14 protein-coding genes are annotated in these 16,985 nt (G+C 62.2%); 1 reads left to right on the top strand and 13 read right to left on the bottom strand.

Annotated elements, in window-relative coordinates; all coding sequences use genetic code 11:
* Nucleotide 1 precedes the first annotated feature (1 nt).
* From H0X95_RS28430 to H0X95_RS28375, 12 genes are all read right to left on the bottom strand, one after another.
* Nucleotides 2–2,653, bottom strand: coding sequence for an excinuclease ABC subunit UvrA (locus H0X95_RS28430; RefSeq protein ID WP_196446302.1), 2,652 nt, complete (start codon nt 2,651–2,653; stop codon nt 2–4).
* 25 nt (nt 2,654–2,678) lie between these two features.
* Nucleotides 2,679–4,544 (bottom strand): Na+/H+ antiporter NhaA, encoded by a 1,866-nt coding sequence (gene nhaA / locus H0X95_RS28425; protein WP_023093419.1) that lies wholly within the window; start codon nt 4,542–4,544, stop codon nt 2,679–2,681.
* A gap of 60 nt (nt 4,545–4,604) precedes the next feature.
* Nucleotides 4,605–5,918: a replication-associated recombination protein A gene (locus H0X95_RS28420; protein WP_023093418.1), complete on the bottom strand. Its 1,314-nt coding sequence runs from the start codon at nt 5,916–5,918 to the stop codon at nt 4,605–4,607.
* A gap of 51 nt (nt 5,919–5,969) precedes the next feature.
* Complete coding sequence (locus H0X95_RS28415; protein WP_023093417.1) at nt 5,970–7,277, bottom strand: NAD(P)/FAD-dependent oxidoreductase; 1,308 nt, start codon at nt 7,275–7,277, stop codon at nt 5,970–5,972.
* A gap of 18 nt (nt 7,278–7,295) precedes the next feature.
* Entirely contained in the window at nt 7,296–8,126 is an 831-nt protein-coding gene (gene fghA / locus H0X95_RS28410) for an S-formylglutathione hydrolase (RefSeq protein ID WP_023093416.1), read from the bottom strand.
* Nucleotides 8,127–8,184: 58 nt separating this feature from the next.
* Nucleotides 8,185–9,519, bottom strand: coding sequence for a DUF3422 family protein (locus H0X95_RS28405; protein ID WP_023093415.1), 1,335 nt, complete (start codon nt 9,517–9,519; stop codon nt 8,185–8,187).
* A 182-nt stretch (nt 9,520–9,701) separates the two neighbouring features.
* Entirely contained in the window at nt 9,702–10,100 is a 399-nt protein-coding gene (locus H0X95_RS28400; protein WP_023093414.1) for a VOC family protein, read from the bottom strand.
* A 43-nt stretch (nt 10,101–10,143) separates the two neighbouring features.
* Entirely contained in the window at nt 10,144–11,253 is a 1,110-nt protein-coding gene (locus tag H0X95_RS28395) for an S-(hydroxymethyl)glutathione dehydrogenase/class III alcohol dehydrogenase (RefSeq protein WP_011871467.1), read from the bottom strand.
* Nucleotides 11,254–11,312: 59 nt separating this feature from the next.
* Nucleotides 11,313–11,588 carry a formaldehyde-responsive transcriptional repressor FrmR gene (gene frmR, locus H0X95_RS28390; protein ID WP_023093413.1) on the bottom strand — a complete coding sequence of 92 codons (276 nt, stop codon included), beginning with the start codon at nt 11,586–11,588 and terminating at the stop codon, nt 11,313–11,315.
* A gap of 282 nt (nt 11,589–11,870) precedes the next feature.
* Nucleotides 11,871–12,761 (bottom strand): carbon-nitrogen hydrolase family protein, encoded by an 891-nt coding sequence (locus H0X95_RS28385; RefSeq protein ID WP_023093412.1) that lies wholly within the window; start codon nt 12,759–12,761, stop codon nt 11,871–11,873.
* Nucleotides 12,758–13,366, bottom strand: coding sequence for a GNAT family N-acetyltransferase (locus H0X95_RS28380; RefSeq protein WP_023093411.1), 609 nt, complete (start codon nt 13,364–13,366; stop codon nt 12,758–12,760). Before H0X95_RS28380 ends, H0X95_RS28385 begins: the two co-directional genes overlap by 4 nt.
* A gap of 1 nt (nt 13,367) precedes the next feature.
* Entirely contained in the window at nt 13,368–13,775 is a 408-nt protein-coding gene (locus H0X95_RS28375; RefSeq protein ID WP_017514126.1) for a ketosteroid isomerase-related protein, read from the bottom strand.
* Between the two features lie 154 nt (nt 13,776–13,929).
* Here H0X95_RS28375 and H0X95_RS28370 point away from each other — a divergent pair, with 154 nt between their 5' ends.
* Nucleotides 13,930–14,835, top strand: a complete 906-nt coding sequence (locus H0X95_RS28370) for a LysR family transcriptional regulator (protein ID WP_023093410.1) — start codon at nt 13,930–13,932, stop codon at nt 14,833–14,835.
* 150 nt (nt 14,836–14,985) lie between these two features.
* Here H0X95_RS28370 and uvrB read toward each other — a convergent pair whose 3' ends face one another.
* Nucleotides 14,986–16,962, bottom strand: a complete 1,977-nt coding sequence (gene uvrB / locus H0X95_RS28365; RefSeq protein ID WP_023093409.1) for an excinuclease ABC subunit UvrB — start codon at nt 16,960–16,962, stop codon at nt 14,986–14,988.
* Between the last annotated feature and the right edge of the window lie 23 nt (nt 16,963–16,985).

The following is a 16,985-nucleotide window of genomic DNA, read 5'->3' as shown; positions in this document are numbered from 1 at the left end:
GCTACTCGGCCCGCGCCAACTCCTGCGCAAGGAACGGAGCGGTTCGGCTGCCAGACGTTCGGGCCACCTGCTGAGGGGAGCCCGCCACCACGATGCTGCCGCCGGCAGCGCCTGCACCAGGCCCCACGTCGATCACCCAATCGGCCTGAGCCACCGCGCGCATATCGTGCTCGATCATCACCACGGTGTTGCCGGCATCGACCAGGCGCTGCAACTGCACCAGCAGCCGGTCGGCATCCGATGCATGCAGCCCGGTGGTTGGCTCGTCGAGCACGTACAGGCTTCGGCCGCGCTGGCTGCGCTGAAGCTCGGTCGCCAGCTTGATGCGCTGCGCCTCGCCACCGGAAAGTTCCGTGGCCGGTTGCCCCAGGCGCAGATAGCCCAATCCGATATCGCGCAGCAATTGCAGGGGCCGGGCCACGGCGTCTTCACCCGCAAAGAATTCGCTGGCTTCGTCCACGGTCATCTGCAGCACCTTGGCGATGTTGCGCCCGTTCCATCGCACCTTCAGCGTGGCCTCGTTGTAGCGTGCGCCATGGCACGTCGGACACGGGGCGTACACGCTGGGCATGAACAGCAACTCCACACTGACGAAGCCCTCGCCCTCGCAGGTCTCGCAACGCCCCTTAGCCACGTTGAACGAGAAGCGCCCGGCGTCATAGCGGCGGCGTCGCGCATCGGGCGTGGCGGCGAACAGCTTGCGCACGTGGTCGAACAGGCCGGTGTAGGTGGCCAGGTTGGACCGGGGCGTGCGCCCGATCGGCTTCTGGTCCACCTGCACCAGGCGCTGTATGGCGTCCACGTCGCCCGCCAGATGACCGCCAGTCGCTTCGATCACTGCCGGCCCTTCGCTGGTGGCGCTTTCGGCCGCGTCGTCCTCGGGCTCGTGGCCCAAGTGCAGTAGCACCAGCTCCGGCAGCGCCTGCGCGACGAGGCTGGACTTGCCCGAGCCGGAGATGCCGGTGACGGCCGTCAGCACGCCCAGCGGAATGCGTGCGTCCACGCCATGCAGGTTGTGACGATGAATGCCCTGAAGCTCCAGCCAGCCGGTCGCTTCGCGTGCCCGGCTTCCCGGCGCGGCGATTTCGTCGAACAGATAGCGGGCGGTGCGCGATTCGGCAATCTTGCGCAGGCCGTCCGGCTCGCCGCTGTAGAGCACGCGGCCGCCACGCTCCCCGGCATCCGGCCCCACATCCACCAGCCATTGCGCGCGGCGCATCAGGTCCAGGTCGTGCTCGACCACGAACACCGAGTTGCCGGCGTCACGCAGCCGGTCGAGCGCGTCGTACAGCGCCTGGCTGTCGGAGGGGTGCAACCCCGCCGAGGGCTCGTCGAGCACGTACACAACACCGAACAGCAGGGAACTCAATTGCGTGGCCAGCCGCAGGCGCTGCAACTCGCCGGCCGAAAGCGTCGGCGTGGCCCGGTCCAGCGTCAGGTAACCCAGGCCCAGCCCACGCAGTTGACGCAGGCGCGCCATCACACCGCCGGCCAGGCGCTGCGCGGCGAGGCGCTTTTCTTCCGACAGCGCGGAGGTGCGGCGCACGTCGGGCGATACCGCATGGACGGCACGGCCGGAGGCCGCGCGTTCGGCACGGTCGCGTCGGGTCGCTTCCTTGTCCGTAGCCTCCCCCGCTGCATGGGCGCGGAAATCGCCCTGGGCAATGGGTTCGAGCAAGGCAGCCAACTGGTCCAGCGGCATCTGCATGAACGCGCCGATGTCCACGCCGGCGAAAGTGACCGACAGCGCCTCGGGCTTGAGCCGCTTGCCGTGGCAGGTGGGGCACGGCTTGCCCTCCATGAACCGGGACACGCGCTTTCTCATCAGTGCGCTTTGGGTATTGGCAAAGGTGTGCAGCACATACCGCCGGGCGCCGGTGAAGGTGCCCATGTAGCTCGGCTCCATCTTGCGCTTGAGCGCGACGCGAGTTTCGGCGGGCGTGAAGCCGGCGTACACCGGCACTGTCGGTGTTTCCTCGGTGAACAGAATCCAGTCGCGATCCTTCTTCGGCAGGTCCTTCCACGGTCGGTCAACGTCGTAGCCCATGCTGACCAGGATGTCGCGCAGGTTCTGGCCTTGCCAGGCGGGGGGCCAGGAGGCGATCGCCCGCTCGCGGATGCTCAGGGAGGGATCGGGCACCATGATGGCCTCGGTCACCTCGTACACATGGCCCAGGCCGTGGCAGGTCGGGCACGCTCCCTGCGGCGTGTTGGGCGAAAAATCCTCGGCGTACAGCATCGGCTGGTTGGCTGGGTAGGCGCCGGCGCGCGAATACATCATCCGCACCAGGCTGGACAGGGTGGTCACACTGCCCACGGAGGAACGCGCGTTGCTGGAGCCCCGCTGCTGTTGCAACGCCACCGCCGGCGGCAGGCCGTCGATCGCATCGACGTCCGGCACGCCGGCCTGGTCGATCAGGCGCCGCGCATAGGGGGCCACCGACTCGAAGTAGCGCCGCTGCGCCTCGGCGTAGATGGTGCCGAAGGCCAGCGAGGACTTGCCGGAGCCGGAAACGCCGGAGAACACCACCAGCGCGTTACGCGGGATGGAAACGTCCACCTCTTTGAGGTTGTTCTCGCGCGCGCCGCGCACTTCCACCATGCCGCTGGCCGCAGCCGTACAAGAGGATTCACCGAAAGAATTGTTTGGCATGTTTTTATCCTGTAGTTCGTCCCGCTCAGGACGGGACTTCCTGAGTTCGGGGGCCGCGGCGACTGGCTTCGAGCGCCGCGGTGACAGTGCGGGCGTCGTAGCTGCCGCGCAGACGACGACCCTCGACGAAGAACGTCGGCGTGGCGTGCGCACCGCTGGCGACCGCACTGGCGAGGTCGCGCTCGACACGCTCGATCACCGCGGTGCTGTCGAGATCCGCGATGAACCGTTCGACGTCGAGCCCAAGCTCGGCGGCGTAGCCGATCAGATGCTCGCGCTCCAGCGCATGCTGACGGGTGAACACGAAGTCCAGCCACGGCCAGAACATCCCCTGGTTCGCCGCTGCCTCGGACGCCCGCGCGGCAATCGGCCCGTGCGGGTGGTGCGGCAGATGGCGCACCACATACCGCAGGTCGTCCCCGAAGTGGGCGCGCAGATCGTCCCACGAACCGGTGGCGTGCGCACAGTACGCGCACTCGAAGTCCACGTACTCGACGAGTGTGAGCTGGGCGTCCTCCGGCCCGCGGATGTGATCGATCTCCGGATCGACCGGTGGCTCAAGCACCATCGGCAGGTCAGCGGTCTTCTCACCCCACCGCTGGGCGGCGACCTTGAAGATCAGCCACCCGAGCAACGTGGCGAACACCATCGACACGAGCACGCCGACCGTCGCCTGGCGGCCCAGGTCGGAGGTCGTGCCGAACGCGAGCCCGATGATCAGCAGCGACACGGTGAACCCGATCCCGGACAGTGCCGCACCACCGAACACGCTCCCCACCCCGACGCCCTCGGGCAGCCGGCCCAGGCCGAGACGGACGGCGACGAGAGTGATGAGCCCGATGCCCAGGAGCTTGCCGAGCACGAGCCCTGCGATGACGCCCCACGTGACTGGCGAGCCGAAGGCCTCGGCGAGCAGCCCGCCACGCACGTCCACTCCGGCGTTCGCCAAGGCGAACACCGGCACGATCAGCAGCGCCGTCGGCAGCCGCAGGAACTCGTGCAATCGCTCGTTCACCGAGATACCCCGGGACAGCCCGCAGTCCACCGCGCGGGCCGATGCGGCACTCGGAGACTGCCAGAAGTCGCGGAACAGTTGTTTTGCCGCGACGACCTTGTGACGTTGCGTCGCGTAGGCGGGGATCAGCAGCCCCGCGGCCATCCCGGCGAGAGAGGCATGGATGCCGGAGTACACGGTTGCGAGCCACAGCACGATCACGATCAGCACATACGGCATTGCCCGCCACTGGCGGGTGCGCCCTAGCCACCACAACGCAACGAGACTGGCGAGGGCGATCAACAACGGGACGATCCGAATCTCCTCGCTATAGACGATGCCGATGATGGACACGGCGAGGAAGTCATCGACCACGGTCAGGGTGAGCAGGAACACGCGCAACTGACCGGATAGCCGCGGGCCGACGATCGCCAGGGTGCCCAGCATGAATGCCGTATCGGTGCCGACCACCGCCCCCCACCCGTGCAGGCCCTCACTTCCGGCCAGCCCCACGATCAGGACATACACCAGCGCGGGAAGCACGACACCTGCGACACCCGCGATCAGAGCGAGACGGGCACGGCTGCGGTCCCTGAGCGATCCGTGGGCAAACTCCTGACGCACCTCCAGGCCGATCAGGAAGAAGAAGACCACCATCAGGCCGTCGTTGACCCAGTGATGCAGATCCATGTGCAGGCCCAGCGGCCCGAAGTCAAACCCGACGTCCAGGTGCCACAACGCGAAATAGGCATCGGATAGCGGCGAGTTCGCCCACGCCAGCGCCACGACCGTGACGATCACCAGCAGCACCGCAGCACCAGACTCCGTGCGCAGATAGCGGGCAACGCGTCCCCGGCTGATATTCGCCGAGGATGCACCGAAAGAAGTGGCTGACATGTTCTTATCCTGTTCCTGTAGTTCGTGAAGTCGCGATGAGCCGGTTTCGGAGGCGACCGGTCAGGCGTCCGCCTCTGGCAGCGTCCCATCATCCAGCGAGCGCAGCCAAGTAAGCCTTTCTCCCAGCCTGCGCTCAACACCTCTGTCCGTTGGCTGATACCAGCCCGGCCGCGCCACGCCCTCGGGAAAGTAGCTTTGCCCAGCGGCATAGCCGTTGGGCTCGTCATGGGCGTAGCGGTAGCCTTCGTGATACCCCATCTGCTGCATCAGCTTCGTCGGCGCATTGCGAAGATGGAGAGGCACAGGCAGGGAGCCGCTGTTCTTGACGAAGGCCTTCGCCTTGTTCCAGGCGGCATAGGCAGCGTTCGACTTGGGGGCGGCAGCAAGGTAGGTCGCTGCGTGGGCAATCGGTATTTCGCCTTCGGGGGAACCCAGCCTCTCATAAGCCAGCGCGGCATTGAGCGCCAGTTGCAGCGCCTGCGGGTCGGCATTGCCGATGTCTTCGCTGGCCACTACCACCATGCGGCGGGTCACCTGGCTGACGTCGCCGCTACCGTCGAGGATGCGGGCCAGCCAATACAGGGCCGCATCAGGGTCGGAGCCCCGTAGCGACTTGTGGAAGGCTGAGAGCTGCCAGTAGAACTCGTCGCCGCCCTTGTCGAACCTGCGCAGCGATGGACTGGTGGACAGCCTGGCGAACTCGCCATCGACCACGGTCTTGCCAGCGCCCGACGCAGCATTCGTCACCTGCTCAAGCAGATTGAGGAAGCGCCTGCCATCGCCATCGGCAAAGCCCTTGAGCAGATCCAGCGCGTCCGCGTCCAACGTGACGCCCTGGAGATGCGGCAGTGCGCGTTCGTAGAGCTGGTTCAGTTCGTCGCCGGACAGCGGTTCGAGGGTATAGACCTGCGCGCGCGAGAGCAGAGCGGAATTGACCGCCAGCCCCGGATGCTCGGTCGTCCCCCCCACCAGGGTCAGGAGCCCCGACTCGACATGGGGCAGTAGGGCATCCTGCTGCGCCTTGTTGAAGCGGTGGATCTCATCGACGAAAAGCACCGTCGATCGACCATGGTTGTCCAGTTCTGCCTGGGCCTCGTCGATGGCTTGCCGGATGTCCTTCACCCCGGCAAGCACGGCCGAGATGGCGATGAATCGGCTGTCGGTCGCACTGGCGGCCAGGCGCCCCAAGGTGGTCTTGCCCACGCCTGGCGGCCCCCAGAGGATGAACGAGTGCAACTTGCCCGCCTCGAACGCGAGACGAAGCGGCTTGCCGGGGCCGAGCAAGTGCCGTTGCCCGACGAATTCATCCAGCGTCTTGGGCCGCAGGAGTTCGGCCAAGGGAGGCTTGGGCTTTGTCGTGAATAGATCGGTCAAGTTCCTCTCCCTGGCATTTCTAATAGTTGACGTTCCGATAAGGTGGGCACCTCAATCCAGAGAGCCGGATTTATCCAACGCCGTGGGCTCTTTGTCGCTAATCGCATGCATGATGATGCGAGAGCCGCGGTAGCCGATGCTATGGTTCCATACCCAGCTCAACGCGACGCTGAGACGATTTCGCGTACCGATCAGAAAGTAGATATGCGCGAGCTTCCAGATCCACCACGCAAAGGCTCCACGCAGCTTAACCCGCCCCATGTCAATTACGGCCAGGCTGCGGCCGATGGTGGCCAGGTTCCCCTGATGCCGGTATTTGAAAGGCCCGTCAGCGAGCTTGCCTTTCAAACGCCGTCCAATGAGGTTGGCGACGTACTTGCCTTGCTGTTTGGCGGCGGGGGCGATGCCCGGTACGGACTTCCCATCGGCCATGGTGCACGAGGCGGTATCGCCGATGGCGAAGACCTCCGGGCGGCCGGCCACCGTCAGGTCGGGACCAACGACCACTCGACCCGCACGATCAGACGCAGCACCCAGCCAGCGGGCCGCGGGAGACGCCTGGACCCCGGCGGCCCAGACGATGGTCTTGGCCGAAAGGGGCTTGCCGCCATACACCACGCCGTCGGCCGAGCATTCGGTGACCGGCGTACCCAGCACGACCTCGACCCCGAGCTTTTCGAGTGCTTGGCGCGTATAGGCCGACAGATCCTCTGGAAAGACGGACAACAGACGCGGGCCCGCCTCGATCAGTACAACCCGCGACGTGCTCGGGTCAATCGAGCGGAAGTCACGCGCCAGCGTGTCTCGCGCCAGCTCGGCGATGGTTCCGGCCAATTCAACCCCGGTGGGACCACCACCGATGATGACGAACGTCTGCAGCGCGGCACGCTGCTGAGGATCGCTCGTGCGCTCGGCCTCCTCGAAGGCCGCGAGAATTCGGCCTCGAATGGTCGTGGCATCTTCCAGCGTCTTCAACCCCGGCGCGAAAGCCCCCCATTCGTCGTGTCCGAAATAGGCATGGGTAGCACCTGTCGCGAGTACGAGCGTGTCGTAGGTTTGGCGCGAGCCATTGTTGAGAATGACCTGACGCGCGTCCTGGTCGATACCTTCCACTTCCGCCATCAAGGTGTTCACTTCCGGGCGATTGCGGAAGAGATAGCGAATAGGCCAGGCGATCTCGGATGTCGAAAGTGACGCCCCTGCAACCTGGTAAAGCAAGGGTTGGAACAGGTGATGATTGCGCCGATCGATGATCGTCACATCGACCTCGGCACCAGCAAGCTGGTTGGCAACCTCGATCCCGCCGAAGCCCGCTCCGATAATGACGACGTGATGTCGATTTTTGGAGGTCTTTGTCATGACCTGATCTCCTCTCTCTCAGCGTTTCAGCGCCGATGCGTGGTGTGCCATATGCTCGCCAATGAAACTGGCAATGAAGTAGTAGCTGTGGTCGTAGCCCGGGCGCAGATTCAACGTGAGCGGGTGTCCCGTCTCGTCGCAGGCTTTGCGCAGCAGATCGGGCTGAAGCTGACTCTCCAGGAACTCGTCGCCCAAGCCCTGATCCACCAGCAGCGGCAGACGCTCCTGCACGGTGCGAATCAGCTCCACGGTGTCGTACTGCTTCCACGCCTCCCGGTCGCTACCCAGATACGCCTCGAAGGCCTTGTGTCCCCAGGGAACCTGGGTGGGAGCGACGATGGGCGAGAAGGCCGAGACGCTGCGATAACGGCCCGGGTTTCGCAGGGCGATGACCAAAGCACCGTGTCCCCCCATGGAGTGGCCGCTGATGCTCCGCTCCGCTGTCACGGGAAAGTGGGCCTCGATCAGCGCCGGTAGTTCCTGCACGACGTAGTCATACATCCGATGATTCGCAGCCCAGGGTTCCTGTGTGGCGTTGACGTAGAAACCCGCCCCCTGTCCGAGGTCATAGGCGGGATCGTCGGCAACGCTTTCGCCGCGAGCGCTGCTATCGGGCGCGACGACGGCAATGCCATGTTCGGCTGCGTAGCGCTGGACGGCGGACTTGGTGATGAAGTTCTGCTCGGTGCAGGTGAGGCCTGAAAGCCAGTACAGCACCGGCACCTTGCCGTGCTGTGCCTGCGGAGGCAGATAGACGCCGACTTTCATCGTGCAACCGAGCGTCGTGGATTCATGCTGATAAACGTCCTGCCAACCATCAAAGCTGGCGTGATGTTCGATGCGTTCCATGGTGTTCTCCTATGTTCAAAGGAACGGCGCAGCTCTCGCGCGCCAGGACGGCAGCTCGTCAGGAAGATTTCTCTTCCGCTGCCGTGTCGCCGTGGGCGTGTCTGATCCTGCGCACGATCCACCAGATCGTCAGCATCACCGCAGGCACCAGAACCGCCATCACCGGCGCCACGCTGTCGTGAACCATCGGAATGCCCTTGAGCAAGTAGCCGAGAAGACTCACGACGTAATAAGAAATTGCCGCGACCGAGAGGCCTTCGACGGTTTGCTGAAGGCGCAATTGCATCTTGGCCCGGTTGTTCATCGAAGCCAGCAGATCGCGGTTCTGGCGTTCAAGCTCGACGTCGATCCAGGAACGCAGCAACGCGATGGCCCGGGTCAGCTTGTCGGAGAGCTTGGTCTGGCGCTCCTTTACGGATTGGCATGTCCGCATGGCGGGAGCGATGCGACGCTGCAGGAAATCCGCCCAGGTGCAGTACCCGGATACGGCCTCTTCCGCAAGCGCTGCCAGCCTTTCCTCGACGATCTCGTAGTAGGCACGGCTGGCGCCGAAGCGATAGAGATTCGCCGCAACGCCAGCTTCCAGCTCGGCAGCCAGGCCGGTCAATTCGGACAGCAGCACGTCGCTGTCGCGCCGTTCCACCAAGCTCGTACACATCTCGTCGGTGATCGCCGCAAGGCGCGACTCCATGCGTCGCAGTTCCGACGTCATCGATCGTGTCAACGGCAGGGACAGCAACGCCAAGGTGCGGTAAGTCTCGATCTCCAGCAGACGTTGAGCCAGCGCACCCGCCCGCGCCGGGGTCAAATCGCGGGCCAGGACGAGGATCTGCGTCAGGCCATCCGCATCCTGTCGGAAATCGGTCAGGATGGCGGCAGAGCCGTTCTCCACCAGCGAGTAGCACAGGCTGGCAGGATCGAAGCGATCGACCTCCTTCTCCGTTTCCGGCGTCCACGGAAGAAGTCTCAAACGGATGCCGGATACGACCGGGCCGGGAGGAACAAATCCATGCTTGAACGGATTTTCGCCGCACGGCTCTCCCGTCTCGGAATCTAGGGAAGCGCACCAGAGATACGTCGAGAACTCGGTGTGCTTTTCGCAGTGCAGGTCTCCTTCATCCCATGTCACACCGTGGAGCGGCGTAGCATGGTCGGGCTCGGCAACGCCGAAGCGATGAGACAACTCGCTCATCGCCATCTGATCCCTGGCCTGGTCGCCTTCGGTCATGAAAGCGAGCTGCAATATGCCGCGAGGGGCCTGAATCAAGAGATGCGGGCGCGCATGCACTTCCCCCACGGCGGCAGCACGATCGGTGTAGGCCGGCATGCCGTACACGGTGGCGGTCGGGGCAGGTTGTACGGTCGTCGTATTGATGTTGGCCGGCTCTTTCATAACGACCTCATTTCTTCTTGGTTGAAAAACACGCTTCAAAGCAAATGCCCGCAGCCATGCGTTTCGCACATGGCTGCGGGCCGATCTTCATGAGTAGGCACCGCTCTACACGGTCCGTCTAATAGGCTCGCCGTGTAGAGGCTTGTGCTGACCCTTTCAGAACGCCCTCAGCTTCCTAGCTTTCAGACGAAGGTGTACGAGCAGACCTTGTTGCCCGCCGGATCACGCAGGTAGGCCGCATAGGCACCCGGCAGGTGACCACGTGCGCCAGGCTGGCCCTCGTCGGTGCCGCCTGCGGCAAGGCCGGCGGCGTGGAAGGCATCCACTTCGGCGGGAGTGGCGGCAGCAAAGCCGATCGTCACGCCGTTGCTGGAAGGCGCTTCACCATTGCCCGGACGGGCGATGATGAAAGCCGGCTTTTCGCGACCGAAAAGCACCCATCCGTTGCCGAAAGGACCGAGGTTCTTGATGCCGAGAGCACCCAGAGCGGCGTCATAGAACGCGGCCGACTTCTGGACGTCGGCGGCGCCGATGAAGACGTGCGAGAAGATGCCGTCGCCGGAAATGACAGGATTGGACATGGTTAATTTCCTTGGTGGTTGGTTTTGAATGGAGAGTGGGCGATCAGTAGTGGATCACCGTGCGAATCGACTTGCCTTCATGCATCAGGTCGAAGGCGTGGTTGATCTCGTCGAGACCCATGGTGTGGGTGACGAACGGGGCGAGATCGATCTCGCCTTTCATTGCGTCTTCCACCATGCCCGGAAGTTGGGTACGCCCCTTGACCCCGCCGAAAGCAGAGCCCTTCCAGGTCCGGCCGGTGACCAACTGGAACGGACGGGTCGAGATTTCCTTGCCGGCACCGGCGACGCCGATGACGATCGACTGGCCCCAGCCACGGTGGGCAGCTTCCAGAGCCGAACGCATGACGTTGACGTTGCCGATGCACTCGAAGGTGTGATCGACACCCCAGCCGGTCATCTCGATCAGAACCTCGTGAATCGGCTTGTCGAAGTCCTTCGGGTTGAGGCATTCGGTCGCGCCGAAGGTACGAGCCAGCTCGAACTTCGCCGGATTGGTATCGATGGCGATGATGCGGCCCGCTTTGGCCTGGCGCGCACCCTGAATCGCAGCGAGACCGATGCCGCCGAGGCCGAAGATGGCCACCGAGTCGCCGGGCTGTACCTTGGCCGTGTTGTGCACGGCGCCGATGCCGGTGGTCACACCGCAGCCCAGCAGGCAGACGTGCTCGGGATTGGCGTCCGGGTTGATCTTGGCCAGCGAGACTTCGGCGACGACCGTGTATTCGCTGAAGGTCGAGCAACCCATGTAGTGGTAAAGCGGCTGACCGTTGTACGAGAAGCGAGTCGTACCATCGGGCATCAGCCCCTTACCCTGGGTTGCGCGAACCGCGACACACAGGTTGGTCTTGCCGGACTTGCAGAACAGGCACTCGCCGCACTCGGCGGTGTAGAGCGGAATGACGTGATCGCCAGGCTTCACGCTGGTCACACCTTCACCCACCTCCACGACGATACCCGCACCTTCATGACCCAGCACGACCGGGAAGAGACCTTCCGGATCGTCGCCCGACAGGGTGAAGGCGTCGGTATGGCAAACGCCGGTGTTCGTGATCTTGATGAGCACCTCGCCCTTGCGCGGCGGCTCGACGTCGATCTCGACGATTTCCAGCGGCTTTCCTGGCCCGAAGGCAACTGCTGCACGTGATTTCATGATGTCGCTTCCTTTACTAGCTAACTAAATTTGCCCTCACCGAGGGCACCCTGGTGCCTCTACCGCAGATAGGAGCGGACGATAGAGATGGTCTCGTCAATGGACTTGTTCTGCGAATCGCTCCTGATGTCACTACGGGGAAACTCTTCCCGCAGATAGCTCTCCAGAACGGTCGCCATCAATCCGTTGACTGCCCCACGAACGGCCGCAAGCTGCTGAAGAATTGCAGGGCATTCCGCACCTGCATCGAGCGCTTGCTCAAGAGTCGCGACCTGACCTTTGATGCGCCGGATGCGCGTCAGGGCTTGCTTCTTTTCTTCCGGGCTATGTGGCATCGAACACCTCTCAACTTGGGTACACCGCCGCATTATACAATACTCCCCCATAGTATATGCGGCCGAACTTCGCCACAAATTCTGTGCTCTTCGAGCACTCTTACAGGCTAGTACAGGTTTGTTCCCAAGAAGCGCAAAATATTCAAATCAATGAATATTTCTTGCATGTACCGACAGCATCGGGGCAAGTTCAAAACTGGTCAAACTGGAAAAATCTATGCGCAGATAGACATGATCTATCTAAGCCGACTCATCGAGCTGAAGCTATCAAGATGAGACCGGCTAGGCGACCTGACGACCCGAGTACCGAGCCTTCCGCAGTGCAGGCAACATCTGGCCGTCCCAGTCGCGATCGACGGCAACCTGGGCCTGTTCCTGGTTTCGTTCGAGCGCATCGACGTCAAGATCTGCGATTGCCCATGCCTGCGTGCCGCACGTCGTCGCGAGAATGCCGTCCTCAGGGAATCCGCGATCCATGGGTGCATAGATCGTGGCCTCGCCAGTATTCGTGTCCAGCGCCGGACTCCAGTCAGCAGCTCCGGTCGTCACGGCCTGCGCGATGAACATTCGGTTCTCCAGTGCCCGCGCCATGCAGCCCACACGGACCCGGGTTGCACCTGCTTGGGTGTCGGTACAGCTCGGAACCAGCAGCAGGCGCACTCCCGCCTCTCGCTGGGCTCGCACGGGCAATGGAAACTCACTGTCATAGCAAACAGCGATGCCGGCACGCACGCCTTTCAAATCGAACACCTTGAGTTCGTCGCCACCCTCGATGACGCCGGCGTCTTTCTCGAACCCCGTCAACTGCAATTTGTCTTGGTAGTCGCGTGTGCCGTCAGGCGCAAACCACCAAGCCCGGTTGCGGTAGCGGTCCAATCCAACCTGGGTCAAAAACGTACCGGCCTGAATGGTCATGCACAACTCGCGCGACAGGTCGGCATACAGTGCCAGCCACGCAGGCTGCAAGGCCTGCAGCGCGGCCAGAGAGGCGTTGAAATCATGGCGGATGCCAGGCTCGAACGTTGCAGCCAGTTCGAGGGATAGATACTCGGGCAACACGGCCAGTTCCGCCCCGCCACGGCGCGCCTCCTCCAGAGCCAGCCGCTGCCGCGCAGCAAATGCCTCGAAGTCCGCGGGCTGACCCACTGAGTATTTCGCAACTGCTACTTTCATTTCGCGTTCTCCAGGGAGTGCAGCCACATCGTGAGCGTCTGCTCGGTTTCGCTCGGCTCACCCACCTGCTTCCAGGGCAGCGTAACCTTCATGTCCGACTGCCGCACGTAGCCGCGACGGGTCCAGAAGGGGTCATTACTGCGGTAGTTGGAAGGACGCCGGAGATCGTCGTCTGCACGATCCACCGACGCGAACGATGCCCACTGCATGCCGCCCAACGAACGGGCATGCGCTTCGCGCTCGTCAAAGAAGCGATGGCCCAGGCCAAGGCCCCGGAAGGCCGGGAGCAGGACTGATTCGCCACAGTAAAACACTGCCTCCACCGGGATTCCTCGATCGGCGAACGGCACATGGAAGGCCGGCTCCGCATCGCCGAGCGGCAACCCCGTGGACGCACCCACGACCACATCATCAGCGAGCGCGAGTACCAGCAGGCTGTCTGCCGAACGGGCGTACATGGCGAGGTAGTGCTTCTCGTATTCGGTGTCGCCCTCGTATAGGTAAGGAAAGCTGCGGAAGACGCTCGCCCGCAGGCCTGCCACGGCATCGAACCATTCGGCAATGTCCGCGCCACGACGAACCAGCACCTGCACGTCGCTGGTCATTTCAGGCGTCCCCTCCAACCTGTGCGATCCAGTCGCCGAGGTTGTAGTAGTTGGTGACACGAGCGATCTTGCCATCGCGGATCTCGAAGAACGCGCCGCCCGGCAGCACGTAGCGCTGGCCCTGGGCTTCCGGCAGCCCGTCGTCCGTCACCTTGTATTCGCCATGCACCACGTACTCCGCGCCTGCACGCAGGCCGTCGGCGCTGACCATCACCACGATCCCGCGCAGTTGCTCGCCATAGCAGCGGTCCATGCGCTGCAGGAAGGCGCGGAAGGCTTCGCGACCGACCTCACGAGCGCCCTGGTTCAAGTCGTGCGCGACGTCATCGGTCAACATTGACAGCATGGCCTCGCGGTCGCCGCGGTTGAAGGCGTCGTAGTAGGCAGTGATGAGAGTCGCAGCGTTCATTCGCGTTCCTTGTTGGGTTGTTCGGAGCGGAGCATTCCGGGGTGTTGTCAGTCTGGGCAACCGCGCTCCCCTTGTATATGGAATTGTTGCGATTTTATAATTCCACAATCTGGAACAATTAACGAGCAGCGAAACCGGCCATGAGGCGTGCGTCATGAACAAGGAAATGGAACTACTGCGCATCTTTCGGGTGGCGGCCGAAAGCAGCAGTTTTCGCGATGCGGCCGTCCGGCTGGGGACTTCTCCGCAAGGTGTAACCCGTGCCATCCAGCAACTGGAGCAACACTACGGCGAGGTGTTGTTTCATCGAAGCACGCGCCAGGTGCGCATCACCGCCTTCGGCGAAGGGCTGCTAGACCAAGTGCGCCCCGCATTGGAGCGGTTCGAGGATCTGTGGCGACCGCCTGGCTCCGACCAGCAGGCCTCTCTGTCCGGTACGGTTCGCATCACCGCACCGCACAGCTTGGGCGCCAGAGCGGTGCTACCGGCACTGGAGCGCGTGGCCGCGCGTCATCCAGGCATCACGCTGGATGTGCGCCTGTCCGATCGCATCAGCAATACGGTTGACGAAGGGATTGACGTCGGGATCAGGGTCGGATTCATGCGCGATAGCCGCTTCGTCGCACGCAAGGCCGCCGACATGAGACTCCCCATCGTTGCCGCTCCGCGCCTGATCAAGAAAGTGGGCGTACCTGCAAACATCGATGCGCTAAGCAGCCTGCCAGTTACCGTGGCCTTGGATATCAATACCGGCCGTCCCTGGCCTTGGCACTTCAAGGCGGGACGCCAGTGGACACCTACCGCACCCACTCTCGTCGCCGACAATGCCGACATGGAAATGGGAGCGGCGCTGGCCGGGATCGCGTTCGCGCAACTGGCGGACTACATGGCCGCCCCCTACATTGCCAGCGGGAAGCTCGTGCGAGTGCTGGAGAACGAAGAACCTCCGGCATGGGGGTTGTACGTCTATCGGCCTCAGCGTGGCCCCATTCCGGGAAGGGTTCGAGCGGTATTTGATGAAATGCTGGTCGCCGTTGGATCGTTGCCAGCTTTGCGCTGACACGTCGCAAGACGCTGTAGGGCAAACACCTTGGAAAGCGGGGCACTGAGCCTCGGCGGCTCACCCCTCCGGTTGAATGATGAGCCGACCGTCTGCCCGCTTGCCCCAGGTGCAGATCGGTCGGCCATGCAACCCAATGCCGGCGAACGATTAGATGTAAATGAATTGCCGGTACAACCCATCCAACTGACGACGAATGTCTTCGACGCGCTGCTCGTCACCGGTATCGGTAAATTCGAGTAGCTGCTGTTCCTTGGCAGTGATCTGATCGCAAAGGTCGGACAAGTTCTCGCAGAAAGCCTCGGAATGAACGGTGGGCTCCTCCGTATTCGTCTCTTCCCCTGCTAGTTTTCGCACAGACGAGGCTGGAGAAATCCCATTTTCCTCGTTAAAGGCAATTTGAAGCTGCCTGCGCCTATTGGTCTCATCGATCGCCTGCTTCATCGCCGGCGTCACCGCGTCGGCGTACAAGATCGCCTTGCCGTTTTCATTCCGAGCGACTCGACCGATCATCTGAATGAGCGCATGGGCCGAACGCAAGAACCCTGCACGGTCTGCATCGAGAATGGCAACCAATGATGCCTCTGGAATATCCAGCCCTTCGCGCAAAAGACTAATCCCAATCAAAACATCGAACTCTCCTGCGCGCAGGCCATTGATGATCTCAACACGATCCTCCGCTTTTATGTCCGAATGCATGTAGCGCGCTCGAATCCCGTTGTCCGTCAAGAAATCCGTTAGCTCTTCTGCACTGACCTTCGTCAGCGTAGTCACAAGCACTCGATTCTTTCTCTTCACGCACTTCGATATTTCGGCAAGCAGGTCATCTATGTATCCATCCGCTTTCCGCACTTCAACCTTGGGGTCAAGCAGTCCCGTTGGCCTGATAACCTGTTCGACAACCCTGCCTTTCGACACCCTCAGCTCGTAGTCGCCCGGAGTAGCGGAAACAAAGATGGTCTGAGGCTTGACCTTCTCGAACTCGTCAAAGTTCAATGGCCGGTTGTTCTTCGATGAAGGCAAACGGAACCCGTAATCGATCAGCGTGTCCTTGCGCGCCTGATCCCCCCGGTACATTGCGGATATCTGTGGCACCATGACATGAGATTCATCGACGAACAGCAGCCCGTCTTTCGGCAAATAATCCAGCAACGTGATCGGAGGAGAAGCTGCGTCTCGGTCGCTGAAGTAGCAGGAATAATTCTCCATCCCCGAGCAATAGCCGACCTCGCGCATCATTTCCACGTCATGCGTGATCCGCTCGTACAGCCTGTTTGCCTCGACCAAGCGATTATTCCTGTTCAGCTCGGCAACCCGCTCTTCCATATCAGCGAGTATCTTTTTGGACGCGGAATCTATTTTGTTCGTGGGCGGTGCGAAAAGCGTTTTTGGCGAAACCAAATAATGGTCTATCTCTCCCAACGTCTTGCCGGTAACAGGGTCCATCCATTGGACAGACGCAACAGTGTCATCCAACAGTTCCACCCGAACCGCCCTGTACTCGGAATCAGCGGGGAAAATGTCAATCACATCACCTTGGACGCGGAACGTTGCACGCTTGAGAGTGCGCTCCGTGCGATCATATTGCAGCAAAGCCAAGCGACGAATTAGCTCTCTCTGGTTTAGTTTGACCCCAGGGGACAGAGCGATCTGTAGCGCTCGGTATGCATCTGGATCACCCAGGCCGTAGATTGAAGACACCGAAGCGACGACGATCACGTCACGACGCTCAATCAAGGATTTGGTCGTGGACAGGCGCAGGCGCTCAAGGTGGTCATTGATGGCCGAGTCCTTTGGAATGAAACGATCGGTGCCCGGCATATAGATTTCGGGCTGAAAATAATCGTAGTAGGAAACGAAGTACTCGACCGCGTTCTCAGGAAAGAAGTGCTTCATTTCACCATAAAGCTGCGCGGTCAACGTCTTGTTAGGAGCCAAGATCAACGTAGGCCGCTTCAGACGATGAATCACATTGGCCATGGTGAAGGTCTTACCTGAGCCGGTGATACCTTTCAGCGTCTGGTGCGTCGCACCGTCTTCTATGTCCGACAGCAGGCGCGCTATCGCCTCTGGCTGGTCCCCCGCCGGCGTATAGTTGGAGTGCAGAATAAACATACCGGTTGACATTAGATATCTCCTAATTGAGCTAC

The sequence above is a fragment of the Burkholderia sp. 9779_493 genome, assembly GCF_015712215.1.
GTDB classification, from domain to species: domain Bacteria; phylum Pseudomonadota; class Gammaproteobacteria; order Burkholderiales; family Burkholderiaceae; genus Burkholderia; species Burkholderia cenocepacia.
This window is presented reverse-complemented; position numbering and strand designations above follow the sequence as displayed.